The organism is Drancourtella massiliensis, assembly GCF_016900655.1.
Classification (GTDB): Bacteria; Bacillota; Clostridia; order Lachnospirales; family Lachnospiraceae; genus Sellimonas; species Sellimonas catena.
The window spans coordinates 22,895-36,833 of the sequence record NZ_JACJKH010000017.1; the positions used below are offsets into that span (position 1 = coordinate 22,895).

At 48.3% G+C, this 13,939-nt stretch carries 14 protein-coding genes and 1 pseudogene; 14 read left to right on the top strand and 1 reads right to left on the bottom strand.

Going from position 1 to position 13,939, the window contains the following annotated elements:
• The first annotated feature begins 50 nt into the window (after positions 1-50).
• The 14 genes and pseudogenes from H6A32_RS10175 to H6A32_RS10240 all read left to right on the top strand — a co-directional run bounded on the left by H6A32_RS10175 (position 51) and on the right by H6A32_RS10240 (position 13,292).
• Positions 51-1,076 carry a threonine aldolase family protein gene (locus tag H6A32_RS10175; protein WP_087253126.1) on the top strand — a complete coding sequence of 342 codons (1,026 nt, stop codon included), beginning with the start codon at positions 51-53 and terminating at the stop codon, positions 1,074-1,076.
• A gap of 88 nt (positions 1,077-1,164) precedes the next feature.
• Positions 1,165-2,439 carry a 2-hydroxyacyl-CoA dehydratase subunit D gene (locus H6A32_RS10180; protein WP_204864282.1) on the top strand — a complete coding sequence of 425 codons (1,275 nt, stop codon included), beginning with the start codon at positions 1,165-1,167 and terminating at the stop codon, positions 2,437-2,439.
• Positions 2,433-4,091 carry an acyl-CoA dehydratase activase gene (locus H6A32_RS10185; protein WP_204864283.1) on the top strand — a complete coding sequence of 553 codons (1,659 nt, stop codon included), beginning with the start codon at positions 2,433-2,435 and terminating at the stop codon, positions 4,089-4,091. Before H6A32_RS10180 ends, H6A32_RS10185 begins: the two co-directional genes overlap by 7 nt.
• 18 nt (positions 4,092-4,109) lie before the next feature.
• On the top strand, positions 4,110-6,746 hold the full coding sequence (locus tag H6A32_RS10190; protein ID WP_204864284.1) for an FtsX-like permease family protein: 2,637 nt from the start codon (positions 4,110-4,112) through the stop codon (positions 6,744-6,746).
• A 152-nt stretch (positions 6,747-6,898) separates the two neighbouring features.
• Positions 6,899-7,198 (top strand): hypothetical protein, encoded by a 300-nt coding sequence (locus tag H6A32_RS10195; RefSeq protein WP_138373794.1) that lies wholly within the window; start codon positions 6,899-6,901, stop codon positions 7,196-7,198.
• 318 nt (positions 7,199-7,516) lie between these two features.
• Entirely contained in the window at positions 7,517-8,218 is a 702-nt protein-coding gene (locus tag H6A32_RS10200) for a LytR/AlgR family response regulator transcription factor (RefSeq protein ID WP_087169155.1), read from the top strand.
• A gap of 10 nt (positions 8,219-8,228) precedes the next feature.
• Entirely contained in the window at positions 8,229-9,551 is a 1,323-nt protein-coding gene (locus tag H6A32_RS10205; protein WP_158099250.1) for a sensor histidine kinase, read from the top strand.
• On the top strand, positions 9,548-9,967 hold the full coding sequence (locus H6A32_RS10210; RefSeq protein ID WP_087253143.1) for a DUF3887 domain-containing protein: 420 nt from the start codon (positions 9,548-9,550) through the stop codon (positions 9,965-9,967). Before H6A32_RS10205 ends, H6A32_RS10210 begins: the two co-directional genes overlap by 4 nt.
• 17 nt (positions 9,968-9,984) lie before the next feature.
• A complete protein-coding gene (locus H6A32_RS10215; RefSeq protein ID WP_087253145.1) occupies positions 9,985-10,941 on the top strand; it encodes a PH domain-containing protein in 957 nt (318 codons plus the stop codon).
• 306 nt (positions 10,942-11,247) lie between these two features.
• Positions 11,248-11,442, top strand: a pseudogene (locus H6A32_RS10220) (helicase); the annotation flags it as partial.
• A gap of 10 nt (positions 11,443-11,452) precedes the next feature.
• A complete protein-coding gene (locus H6A32_RS10225; protein WP_204864286.1) occupies positions 11,453-11,710 on the top strand; it encodes an orotidine 5'-phosphate decarboxylase / HUMPS family protein in 258 nt (85 codons plus the stop codon).
• Complete coding sequence (locus H6A32_RS10230) at positions 11,692-12,066, top strand: orotidine 5'-phosphate decarboxylase / HUMPS family protein (protein ID WP_204864287.1); 375 nt, start codon at positions 11,692-11,694, stop codon at positions 12,064-12,066. The genes H6A32_RS10225 and H6A32_RS10230 overlap by 19 nt, the downstream gene beginning before the upstream one ends.
• Positions 12,067-12,094: 28 nt before the next feature.
• The gene (hxlB, locus tag H6A32_RS10235) at positions 12,095-12,634 is read left to right on the top strand and encodes a 6-phospho-3-hexuloisomerase (RefSeq protein WP_204864288.1); all 540 of its coding nucleotides are present in this window, start codon (positions 12,095-12,097) and stop codon (positions 12,632-12,634) included.
• Between the two features lie 31 nt (positions 12,635-12,665).
• On the top strand, positions 12,666-13,292 hold the full coding sequence (locus H6A32_RS10240; protein WP_204864289.1) for a bifunctional 4-hydroxy-2-oxoglutarate aldolase/2-dehydro-3-deoxy-phosphogluconate aldolase: 627 nt from the start codon (positions 12,666-12,668) through the stop codon (positions 13,290-13,292).
• Positions 13,293-13,345: 53 nt separating this feature from the next.
• Here the strand turns inward: H6A32_RS10240 and H6A32_RS10245 are convergent, their stop codons facing one another.
• Complete coding sequence (locus tag H6A32_RS10245; protein WP_204864290.1) at positions 13,346-13,894, bottom strand: Uma2 family endonuclease; 549 nt, start codon at positions 13,892-13,894, stop codon at positions 13,346-13,348.
• Positions 13,895-13,939 lie beyond the last annotated feature (45 nt).

Genomic DNA, 13,939 nt, shown 5'->3' on the forward strand with positions numbered 1-13,939 from the left:
GCGTTATAGAGAGTTATAAGGATTAAAAGAACGGACAGGAGGGTAAGACTATGATTATGTTTCAGAATGATTATGTGGAAGGAGCGCATCCGGCCGTCCTTCAGAAACTGATAGATACGAATATGGAGCAGAGTGTCGGGTACGGGGAAGATCCGTACTGCGAAGAGGCAAGAGCCCGTATCAGAAAAGTAGTTGGCCGGGAGGACGTGGACATCCATTTTCTTGTGGGCGGCACTCAGACCAATCTGACCGTGATCGACGCGGCACTTCGCCCGTATCAGGGGGCGCTTTGCGCGCAGACCGGACATATCAATGTTCATGAAACCGGTGCTGTTGAGGCGTGCGGCCATAAAGTTCTTGCTCTGCCGGGCAAGGACGGAAAGATTACGGCGGCGCAGGTCAAAGAGGCCCATGACAGCCACTGGGCGGATGGAGCGCATGAACATATGGTACAGCCAAAGCTGGTATACATCTCACATCCGACAGAGCTTGGCACGCTGTATACAAAACAGGAACTGACAGATCTGAGAAAGGTCTGCGACGAGTGCGGACTGTATCTTTTCCTGGACGGTGCAAGGCTTGCCTATGGACTTGCAGCGGAAGGGACCGATGTGACGCTTTCTGACATTGCGGCACTGACAGATGCCTTTTATATCGGAGGCACCAAAGTGGGAGCGCTGTTCGGGGAGTGTGTCGTTATCAGCCATTCGGCGCTGAAGGAGGACTTCCGCTACCTGATCAAGCAGAAAGGCGGAATGCTCGCAAAGGGACGGCTCCTCGGCCTACAGTTCCTTGCCATGTTTGAGAATGACCTCTACATGGAGATGGGACGCCATGCGGACCGGCTTGCCATGAAGCTGAAAAAGGAGCTTCAGGAGAAAGGATACCGCTTCTATATGGACAGTATCACGAATCAGCAGTTCGTGATTGTGGAAGATACGAAATTACAGGAACTGGAAAAAGAATTCCTGTTTAACCATGAGACACGCTATGACGCGGACCATACGGTGATCAGGATCTGTACGTCATGGGCAACAAAAGAAGAACATATTGAAAAACTGCTTGCGGCATTTTAAGACGCCCGGCCCTGATGAAAAAACAGGAGAATCCTCTTTTCATCGGGGCTTTCGTACCGCTTACAAAGAAATAAGGAGGGATGACAGCATGTCAGTTGCAGACAAATATATTGACTTTGTAAGACAGGAAGCAATCGAGCATCCTGAGAAAAGCTGGAACAAAATGATTTTCGGGTTTCAGGCAAACAAATGGAGAACCAGACTTCTGCCAAAGAGCGGGCTTTCCAAAGGATATCAGAAGCTGGAATCGATGATGATGTCACTGGTGGCGGACGCTCTTGCCAGAGAGGACAGCTATGTGTGGAGCAATATTTTCGCGCCGTGCGAGATCATGCAGAGCATGGGAATCCGGACACTCTCCATCGAGTGTCTTTCGTGCTATTTAAGCGGATATCATCTGGAAGATCAGTTCATCGACTACGCACAGAATGCCGGAATTGCGCCGACACTCTGTTCCTATCATAAGACTTTTGTCGGAGGCGTGGACAGCGGCGTGGTGCGCCAGCCCCACTATGCGGTGACGACCTCTCTTTCCTGTGACGGAAACCTCAATACGTTCCGTTATCTGGAGAAGAAAAAGGGAGTACCGTTTACCTTTCTGGATGTCCCGTACCGGGATGATGAGGCGTCAGTCTCCTATCTGGCGGATCAGCTTCGGGAACTTGCAGAGAAGCTTTCCGAAACTTTTGGAGTACGTTTCAGCGAGGAAAAACTGCGGGAGACCATCCGGATCGAAAATGAGACGAGAAAAGAGCTGTTCCGGTTTTTTGAACTTCAGAATACCTATTATTATCCGGGAGAGATTATCAGCCAGTTGTATCTGATGATGGGAACCCATCTGCTTATCGGAACGCAGGAATTTCTTGACTTGATCCGTTTTATGGTCGAGGATATTCAGACATACCCGAAATTTGAAGGAAAGAGGATTCTCTGGATTCATCTTCTGCCGTTTTATCAGGAAACACTGAAGAAATATTTTAACGGAAGCAAAGAGTATCAGATCACGGCAGGGGATATTGTCATTGATTACATGGAGAAGATGGATCCGGAAAAACCGTTTGAGTCACTTGCCAAAAAGATCATCCGGAATCTGTACAATGGCTCTTATTCACGGAAGGCCGATATGGTCGGAGAGCTGGCGGACCGGCTGAAACCGGACGCGGTTATCCATTTCTGCCACTGGGGATGCAAGCAGGCATCCGGCGGAAGTCTGATCTTGAAAGACCGGATGAAAGAAAAAGGCATCCCGATGCTGATTCTGGACGGTGACGGGATTGACAAGAGAAACAGCCACGACGGACAGATCAAGACGCGTCTGGAGGCATTTTTAGAATTGTTGGAGACAGAGGAAAAGGAATGTTAGGATATATATGTAAATATGCACCTGTGGAAGTCTTCGCGGCCATGGGAGAAACGGTTCAGAGGATTGAGCCGCAGGTGACCAGTTTTAATCAGGCGGATATGAAGATGCATCCGAACATCTGCAGCTTTGCGAAGGGCGTGCTGGAGGAAGTGTCAAAAGGAGAGTATGACGGAATCATCTTGACGACGTGCTGCGACAGCATCCGCAGGCTCTATGACGTACTGACCGAGGAGATGCCGGATAAATTCATTTACATGCTGGATACGCCGCGGATCATCAAAGATGCGGGGATCACACTTTACGCACAGCGGATCCGTGACATGATCCATGCTTATGAAGTATATTCCGGTAAGAAGTTTGAGGAGGAAAAGCTGGAAGAAATTATCCGGGCCCATCAAAGGGAGGAAATGATTTCCCTGAAAAAGGGCGGGCCGAATATCGGAATCATCGGTGCAAGAGCCGACGAGACGATCAAACAGATCTTAAAGGACAAAGGGGCCAATGTGGCATTTGACCTGACCTGTACCGGTCTTGCGAGAAAGCTGCTCTACGATGCGGAAGATGTGTTTGGCGGATATGTAAGAGGGCTTTTAAGCCAGTTTCCGTGTATGCGGATGGAGGCTGCCGCCGGAAGAGACGATCTGATTCAGAAATATGCAGAAAGTGTGGACGGGGTACTTTACCATACCGTCCAATTCTGCGATAATTATTCGTATGAGTACGCATGGCTCAAAGGGATTTTAAAGAAGCCGATGCTGCTTCTGGAGACAGATTACACGAAGCAGAGTTACGGACAGGTGCTGACCAGGATGGAAGCATTTCTGGAATCACTGAAAGGCAGCAGGAAAGAGACATCACAAAGGAGAGGTGAGGAAAGCATGTATGTAATGGGGATTGACAGCGGATCGACGTCGACCAATGCCGTGATCATGGATCAGGACAGAAAAATCCGGGCATTTTCCGTGATCCGGACCGGAGCAAAGTCCGGCGAGAGTGCGGACCGGATTTTAAAAGAGGTGCTTGACCGGGCCGGACTGAAACGAGAAGACATCGCAAGAATTGTATCTACCGGATATGGAAGAGTCAGCATTCCGTTTGCAGATGAAAATGTTACCGAGATCAGCTGCCACGGCAAGGGCGCTCATTATTTCAATCCGAAGATCCGGACGATTCTCGACATCGGAGGACAGGACAGTAAGGGAATCCGGTTAAATGAAAACGGCGAAGTCGTGGACTTTGTCATGAATGACAAGTGCGCGGCAGGAACTGGACGTTTCCTTGAGATGATAGCAAGATCTCTGGAGATCGATATCGATGAACTGGGACCGATCGCCATGAAATCGACGGAGGATATTGAAATCACAAGCATGTGTTCCGTTTTTGCGGAGTCGGAGGTGATCTCTCTGATCGCCAATAACAAAGAAAAGGCGGATATCGCAAATGGAATCTGCAGGGCGATCGCGAATAAATCCTACTCACTTTTAAAGAGAGCAGGAATGGAGCCGGAATTTATGATGACCGGCGGTGTCGCGAAAAATCCGGGAGTTGTACGTGCGGTAGAAGAAAAAATCGGGGGAAAACTTTATATCTGTCCGGAACCGGAGATCGTAGGAGCAGCAGGAGCTGCACTTTATGCACTGGAACAGATATAGGTAGAAAGAGAGGAAGAGATGAAGAAAGCGGCGAAAATCTGGAGAATCGTTTTATCTCTGATTGTAGTGATTTTATATTCAGTTGTATGGCAGCTGCCGGTAGGAGGGGAAAACTACAATCTGATCAGCGCATGGATTCAGGCGCTTCAGGCCGGTGACTATATGCACTTCTGGCTTGGATCATCGGCAGGTCCGACGCTGGCGTTTTGCCATATTCTGGGAACCATTGCCGCACTGCTTTATGTGGTGCGTCTGATTCTGATGCTTTTGAAAAAAGAGGTTCATGCGCTGGACCTGGCATCACGGGCAATGGTATTTCTGTGCCTGATCGCCTGCATTCAGGCGGCAAACGCTTATGAAGGCGTACACGGAACAGAACTGAATAGCGAACAGGCTGAGCTGATGCCGTTGCTTTTTGTATCCATTGCCAGCCTGTTTGAATATGTAGGTTTCCGTTTCCTGGATGAATGGTATGAGCAGATGGCAGCTTACCGGGAGGTCAAACGTCAGGAGAGAGCGGCAAAGCTCCGTAGAAAGCAGGCACTTTATTTTCCTGGGCGGTATCCGAAAGAACTTGGAATCCTTATATGGGAAAACTTTCGTTCCAGCATGAAAGACGGTGTGCTTCTCATTCTGGGAGGGATCTTTACTGCGATCTTCCTTATTGTTGCCTTCGGAGTATTCCTTTCATCCGGAAATATTCCGCAGGTACCGGGAATTCCGGAGTGGATTTTGAAACTGCAGGGGATCTTTACAAGTTCTACAGTGATGATTATTTTCCTCTGCATCCTGCTGATGTACAACCTGATTTCCAATTATACAAAGGTGAGAAACCGGGAATACCGGACTTTCCTGATTCTCGGTATCCGTACCCGGACGATCTACCTTCTGTTTGCGGTAGAATTTGGCATCAGTATGGTATTATCCGCCATTCTCGGCATACTTGCCGGAGGGGGTCTCTACTCTGTACTCAGAGAAGCGCTTCAGGGAAGAATCGTGCTTCCATCGTTCTTTTCCTCCTATGTCATCGGCTGGGGCGGGATCGCGTTTCTCCTGACACTGATTTTTTCTACTATGCTGAATCAGGAAAATATCCTGCGGATGGGCAATTCCACTGTGCTCTACGAGGAGAAAGAGGCGGAGACCGTGCCGTCTGCCGTATGGAGAAGGGTGATTATGGGGCTGGTGCTGCTTGATGTGGCAGCGACATGGTATACATCGGAAGCCTGGAGCGAGAATAAGGGAAGCTATCTGTTTGTTGTCCTTGGCGTGTTCCTCATTCTGACCGGAGTGATGGTAAGAAGCGTCAAAAAAGCCCGGCTGAATCCGAAAAAATATATCAAGGATGTGCTTTGGAACAAGGAATGGAGATACCGGTTTAAAAAGAACCGGTGGAGTATTTACGTCATGACGGTTGTACATATCTGTGTCCTTTCCTTTGCCGGAATTCCGTTGATCAGTGGAATGATTACGCCATCGGCGGAGGCGCAGCTGCCATATGATATTGTCAGCATGGCCTATGATCAGGATATGGACCGGGTGGAAGCGGTCATGGAAGAGTATGACGTGAAAACGCAGATTTATCCGATGGTGCGGGTTAACTCGGTAAGAGGAAACAGCAGTCTGGAAGACGAGCGGATGGTAAGCATGGAGCAGGGACAGTATATCGGGATTTCCGAAGATACCTACCGGGCTTTGAAAGAGGCACTTGGAAAAACACCGGAGAATCTGGATTTAAAAGATGGAGAGATTCACACGGTTTACCAGCAGAATGTATCCATGCCGGCCAGAAATCTGGATTACAGCGGTTCCAGAACGGGAAATTATCTCCGGTTCGGACAGCCGCTTCTCTACTACAGCGTAGACCGCAGGCATGAGATTTATACCGGTCATGAGGAAGTCGGCAGAGAGCGGGACATTCTGACGGGAGTTCTGGGAGAAGGAGAACAGGAACATCTTGTTGTCTTTTCCGATGAAGAATTTGAGCGGGGATACGAATCCGTACGGAAGAAAAATGAAGAAAACATGCCGGTTCTTCTGGAGCAGGGAGAGGCAGCATGGGAAGAATACATGGTTCAGAATGAGGACAACCTGACGGACGGGCCGACCAATCTGATTCTGTGGGAAGTACCGAAGGATCAGTACGAGGATGTGGTTTCGGCGCTTTCTTTCCTGGAGGAAGAGCATCCGATCGACCGGTTATTTGATGAGCGGGTCGGCAATCTTTATCCGAAGGATGAGATGATTGGAAAGGTGAAAGAGAGTAATGTCCGGGATCTGACGACACAGGCTGTGGCAGCGGCGCTTGTCTTTGTATTCGGACTCTTCCAGATTTATTCCAAGACGCAGAGCGAGGCGGGAACGATGCAGGAGCAGGATCTGTTCCTGATCCGGCTTGGAATGAAGGGAAAAGAGCGTCGGAAACTGATGCACCGTCAGATTCACCGGCCATTCTGGATTTCCGCGGCCGCCGGAATTCTGATCGAGACAGTATTTGCGCTGCTGACATTTGAAGTGCGGTCCTACCAGACAGAGGATATGCTGCGGTATACGGTTGCGGCAGCGGTCTTTACCATCCTCTACTACCTGATCTGGGAGATCTGGCTGACCGTGATGGAACGGAAAATATGGAAAGAAGCCGGGAACGGGAAATAAAAGGGAATCAGCGGATTCCGGCTGAAATATGGGCACAGGCTCAGGGGGGAAAACGTGTACAACCTGGCAATGAGAGAAGTGGCAAAGAGACATATTTCACAAGTACTTTCGATTGAGCGGGCGGAAAGAAAAGACAGAACCAATTTGAGGAGATGAGTGAAATAAACAGGAAGAAATGGCTGCTTGTTCCGGTGGCGGTCTGGGTGACGATGAATTATGCACCGCCGGCCTACTCGGATTCCTACACATGGATCCTTCCGGACGGCGAAGAATATGTGCCTTATACCAACCTGCGCTGTGTCGTTCTGACCGGGGAAGAATACGGGCAGTATCGGGTTGCGGATCCGATAAACGGATGGCAGACCGTGGAGAAAGAGACATTCTGGAGCAGCTTTGATGCGGTAGGGCGAAGGGCGGTGACCATAGCAGGAAACGAGGAGGCACTTGCCTGAAAAACAGGTTCAGACAAAATAAAAAATGGAAATATTACCGACTCTGTCAGGCAAAACCTGACGGAGTCTTTTTTTGTTTAACAGGAAACTTCGTTCCCTGTTAAACAAAAACGCTCCGCGGGATGCACACTCGCGCAAAGCAGAAATTTGTCGCTAAAGCGACCACGCCCGGTGCGAAAGTTCCGCAAGCGCAACTCGTTGTTCTACGAAACGCCGCTGCTGTCTTTTATGCCGGATTTTCTTTCTTTCGTGCTGTGGTACTTGAAGATAAAAATTCAGAGAATTATAATGAACGCACAAGGGGAAAAGGAGGGGCTTATGATTCGGATTGCAGTCTGTGACGATCAGGAAATTGTGTGTGAAAATGTCAGGAAAATGATCCTGCATGAAGAGGAGGACCGATACGAAGTAGATCTCTTTCGAAGCGGAAAGGAATTACTGGAGGCAGGCCGTAAATATGATATTCTGTTTCTGGATATTGATATGCCGGGGATGGACGGAATCATGACGGCGAAGGAGATCAGAAAGACAGATAAGCAGGTTGAAATTATTTATATTACCAATTATGGCGGATATGCAGGATATGCTTTCGGAGTTCATGCCTTCGGCTACCTGCTCAAACCGGTCAAAGAAAAGGAAATTAAACGGCAGCTTAAGGAAGCGCTGGAATACATGCAGAAGGAAAATCAGAAGCCGGTTGTGGATCTTCTGACGAAGGAGGGAAGAATCCGGATTCCGGCGGAGGAAATCTATTACTTTGAATATACATTCCGGATGCTTGAGGTGCATACAAAGGAAGGCGTCTATTACCAGCAGGCAAAGATCAGTGAATGCCTGGAAAAAATGCGGCCGTATGGCTTTGCAATGCCGCACAAAAGCTTTGTAGTCAATCTGGATCAGGTCAGGGGAATTAAAGGATACGAGATTACCATGATGGATGGAAGCGTTCTTCCGCTTTCGCAGAAAAAGGGAAAGGCATTCCGGGAGGAACTGAATCTGTTTCTGGCCGGACGGCTGTGAGGAAATGGTTATGAATACAGGATTTACAGAAACAGAAAGAATCATTATTGTACTGGCAGAGCTTCTCTACTGCCTGGCATACACCTATGCGGCATGGTATTTCATGAAGCGGAACCACAGGGCGGAAGAGATCCCGCACATCATCCGTATTCCGACGGTTTTGATTTTATTCTTAAGTTCGGTTTTAACACTCAGGCAGGAAAACGCGCTGCTTTATGCGGGGTGCGGTATGCTTATTCTCTTCGTCCTGTCATCGCTGTTTTACCTTCGGACCAAGGCGGGAATTGTGGAGACCATCCTGTTTGCCATGGCGGTATTTGGAAGTTATCTGGTATTTACGATGCTGTTTGATTTTTTCGGATACGGCTTTGGATCTTCCGTGACACTGATGGTCGGAAACTGGTATTTTCTGCTCCGGGCGGCGGTTTATCTGCTGCTGGCAGCTGAATACATTCTGGTCTCCCGGTATTTTGTCAAAGTGTTCCGTGAAAAGGATCAGGTGTTTCTTTCCAACGGGCAGACAGCAGTATTTCTGCTTATTCCATTCCTGATGCTGGCTTTGATTTTTGCTTTGTATCTGAACGGTGAGACACTGCTGATGATCTACGGGTACGGGAGCCTGGCAGTGGCGGTGCTCGGGATTGTACTGCTTCATCTTCTGGTTATTTATCTTTTCGGATATATGATCGGCCAGCAAAAGAAAAATTTACAGTATCAGCTCTACGAACAGCAAAAGGAGATGATGATGCATCAGTACCGGGAACTGGAAGAGAAGTATCAGGCATCCAGAAAGGTAATTCACGATGTGAAAAATCATATTCAGATGATCGGGGAACTGTATCACCTGGGTGATCTGGAGGCGGCGGACCGGTATTGCAGTGATATCGGAGGAATGTTAAGGAGTCTGGAACGGGTCACCTATACGGAACACCGGATGCTGAATCTGATCCTCAATGAAAAGCTGAATCTTCAGGAAATGAAAGGGGCAAGGCTTCGTATTGAGATCGGGCAGGCGGATCTTTCGTTCATGAAAGATATCGATGTAACGACGATTTTTTCCAATCTGCTGGACAATGCGAGGGAAGCAGTTGCCGAGTGCGGCGAAGAGCGTTATCTTTCGCTCAAGATGGATGAAGCAAAAGATTTTCTTGTGATCTGCCTTCGAAATTCCTGCCCGGCAAAGCGGAAAAAGAGAAAGGGACACGAAGGGCTCGGACTTGTCAATGTCCGGTATGTTGTGGAATCATATGGAGGAACGATGCAGGTTTCGAGACTGAAAGACGGATACCAGACGAGTATCACCATACCAATAGAAAGAAGGGAAGAAAAATGAAAAAGGGAAAAAGAATAATTTGTATTATGGTGGCGGCAATCATGTTGATGCTTCCTGCGGCCGGATGTGCATCGAGGCTTTCGTCAAACTTCGATGAAAGGGAGGTGCAGGAAAAAGCGGAAGAAATCGCAGAGCTTTCCTGTACGGGAAAGATCGGCGAAGCTTACGGAATGCTCAGCGAGATGATGAAAGCACAGATTACGGAGGATCAGATCCGGGCCGGAATCGAGGGAACCATCGAACCGCTGGGGGATTTCGAAAAGATCAGCGGAACCAATATCAGCGGACAGAAGGACAAGGACACGGGAACAGAATACGCGCTGGCCATTGTAATGGCTCAGTTTTCAGACGGCAGGGCACAGTTTACCATTTCCTTTGATACGGAAATGAACTGTATTGGATTTTACATCAAATAAGATGGGAGGGACCAGGTATGAAGATGTTTGAACACTACAGAAAGACTGAGATTTTTTCTATGCTTCTGATGTGGATTGTTACGATCGGCGTGGGAATCTATATTGCAGTGATGTATCAGAAGATTCCGGATGTGATCCCGACGCATTTTGGACTATGGGGACAGCCGGACAGCTGGGGAAGCAAAACAAGCCTTCTCTTTCTCTACGGAGTGAGCGTGGTGATGGCCGTGATCGAACAGTGGGCTCTCCATGCGGCGGTGAAAAATTCCGTAAAGACCGGGGCCGGCAGTATGATGAACAGAGATACCCTCGCGGTGACCGGACCCTTTCTCGCATTGATCTTTGGATGGTGCAGCGTGGGGACGATCTGGCTTGGAAGACTCGGAAAATACTTTTTCTTTGTTGTCCTCGGATTTGTTGCAGCTTTGTTTGTTTTCATATTTATCAGACAGAGACAGGAGCAGAGACGGGCGCAGGAGAGCGGCAGGATCAGAGTACAGAGAGAAGAGGAAGTATACAGAACCGAAAAACGGGACGATACTCTTGGAATTCCGGATATGAAGTTTCAGGGAAAAGTGGATCTGTGGGCATGGGCGCTTCTGATTTTTGTCAATGTACTGGTTCTCTGGTCAGTCATTCCGGCTGCAGGAGGAGAAAAAGAGGAAATCGCATCTGTGATCACAGCCCTGATTGTACTCGTTCTGGTGGATCTTCTGATGGTACCGATATATTTCAGAAATTATATTTACCTTGGAGAGCAGGAACTGCTGATCGTATTCGGTTTCATAAAAAAACGTATTCGGTACAGAAACATTGAACTGCTTGAGGAGACACACAATCCGCTATCATCACTTGCTATGTCGCTGGACCGGATTTATATTCATACAAATTCCGGGGATGATGTTCTTGTTGCTGTAAAGGAGAAGCAGGCATTTATCGAGGAAGTGTACCGAAGAGCAGGAATCTGGGAGTAAGGGCTGGATAAAATGGAGATGCTAAAAATGGAAGTCAGAGATAAAATCGTATCTGGAAGTGATTTCGTTGGTTAGAGAAAAGGAATTAGAAGCAGGAAATCAAAGGTATACGACCCGACAGGGAGATGATTTGGAATAACATAATATATTTAGAAAATCACGGGGACAGACGATCAGTTTCCGTGATTTTTATGTCATAGTATTGCATAGACCTCTTCGAATACGCACATTGTTTTCCAGGTGCGGCATATTGTATCTGTCAGAAAGATGATGTTTCCGGCATTTTGAACAATAAATATGAAAGTTAATGTATATGATGACGTGCGGGAAAAGCTGGTGGCAAAAGGTATCCCCAGGGAGGAGATTGCTTTTATCCATGAAGCAGGTACAGAGGCAAAAAAAGCGGAACTGTTCGCAAAGGTGCGTTCCGGGAAGGTGCGCATTCTCCTTGGATCTACGCCAAAGCTGGGGGCAGGCACAAATATCCAGGACAGGCTCATTGAAACTTCAGGTGGCAATTGACAGGACAGATCTTGAGACGGCAGAGGCTATGATAGAAGAGATTAAAGAGTCTGCCGATATTATTGAAATCGGAACATCCCTGATCAAAGACTACGGTCTGGACAGAAGCGTTGCGTATTTTCGGAAGCGGTTTCCGGAACAGTGTTTTCTGGCAGACATCAAGACCTGCGATGAGGGAGCTTACGAGTTCAGGAAAACATATGAGGCCGGAGGAGATATCCGACAGTCATGGGATTTTCTTCCGTGACAACGATCCGGGCATGTGCCGATGTGGCCAGGGAGTTTGGAAAGGAATATATGATTGACCTGCTGGAAGTGCCGGCAGAACGGATCCGGGTACTTGGCGAAGCATTTCCGGAGGCTGTTTTCTGTATTCACCTTCCGTCCGACAGACAGGGGGAAGGGCTCGCGGAACTGGTCAGAAGCAGCGTCAGAGAGCTCTCTGGAGTCCGAAAGATAGCGGCAGCCGGAGGCGTAACACTTGATACGGTACCTTTGTTAAAAGAGTGCGGAATTGAAATCGGGATCGTGGGAAGCGCGATTACGAAATCAGGAAACAAACGAGAGACGGCTGCGCGGTTTGCCGGGGCCGTCCGGATGTAAGATATGGATAGAGAACGGAGGCAGGACAATGGATGTATTACGGACAATCATGGACGAGATTGAACATGTAGTCGCAAATGTAAAGAAAGACGAGATTGATCAGGTGATCGGTCTGATCCAGAAGGACCAGAGGATCTTCGTGGCGGGAGAAGGACGTTCCGGATTCAGCGCGAAAGGATTTGCGATGAGGCTGATGCATCTTGGATACACCGTATATGTGGTGGGAGAGACCATCACACCGGCCATAAAGGAGGGGGATATTCTGATAGGAGTATCCGGATCCGGAAAGAGCATCAGCGTTGTGGACGCTGCCAGAAAAGCGAAAGAGAAAAATGCATCGGTAATTGCTGTGACAAGCAAAAGAGAGTCGCCGCTTGCGGGATTTGCGGATCAGATCCTTGTGATTCCGGGGACCGTAAAAGGAGATACCGGGGAGAAGCGTGGTTCCATTCAGCTTTTGAGTTCCCTTTTTGACCAGAGCCTTCACATTGTTCTGGATGCGGTCTGCCTGCTCTTAAGTTACAGAGACAACACGGCAAACGAAAGTGCAACCGGGGCACACTGGTAGGCGGAGGAAGCGTAGAAGGAGGAAACACGAAATGAAAACAATAGATGAAAGGTTTGAAGAAATCCGGATTGTTCCTGTAGTCAAGCTTGAGAAAGCGGAGGATGCCAAAGATCTTGCCGGAGCTCTTGTAAGAGGCGGCATCCCGTGTGCAGAGGTGACCTTTCGGACAGATGCGGCCGCGGAAGCGATCCGCCGGATGAGCGAGTCATATCCGGACATGCTGGTAGGCGCAGGCACCGTCCTGGAGACAGAACAGGTGGATGCAGCCATCGAGGCCGGGGCAAAGTTTATCGTAAGTCCGGGGCTCAATCCCAAGATTGTACGCTACTGTCAGGAAAAAGGAATTCCGGTTTATCCGGGTGTGGCAACGGCAAGCGAGATTGAACAGGCGCTGGAGCTTGGTTTGTCTGTCGTAAAATTTTTCCCGGCAGAAGTAAACGGAGGCGTCAAAGCAATCAAAGCACTGTCGGCACCTTATTTCCAGCTCCGGTTTATGCCGACAGGCGGTATCAGCCAGGAGAATATTGGAAGCTACCTCTCCTGCCCGCAGGTCATTGCATGCGGAGGCAGCTGGATGGTAAAAGAAAGTCTGATTGCAGAGAAAAAGTATGATGAAATTGAAGCACTCTGCAAAGAAGCGGTGGAGCAGATCAGATAAAAGAATATGAGACAAGAGGAAAGCGGATCCTATAGCGGGTCCGCTTTTTGCTGCTATAAAAGATTTAATGAACTGAAATCAATCTGAAGATCACCGTAGATTCCTGCTTTTACAGAATCGGCGAAAGTGAATTCCGCGGTATCTTCAGATTGGAAATTATAAACGGTAACTCTGTTTTTATCAGGATCGACAATCCAGTATTCAAGAACTCCAGCTGTTCGATACTTGAAGAGTTTAGTGAAATAGTCTGTCTGTCTGCTTCCGGGAGAGACAATTTCAATGATCCAGTCCGGAGCGCCGGTACATCCTTTATCATTCAGCTTTTTGGAGTCGCATATTACACTGATATCCGGTTCGACGTAGTTTTTATCATCTGCGTTTAAAAATACGGCAAATGGAGCAATATCGACTTCGCAGGATCCGCCTTTCTGTTCGATATAATCAGCAATTTTGCGGTAAAGGAAACCAAGTATTAACTGGTGTCTCCTGCCCGGCGGTGCTATCATGTACATCTGACCGTCGATCAGTTCTGCACGCTGCCCGTCAGGCAGAGCGTAGATATCATCGATCGTGTACTCGTTATTCTTCTGTGTTAATGCCATGGTAACACATCCTTTCTTCTCCTATGAATTTAGTATACCATAAAA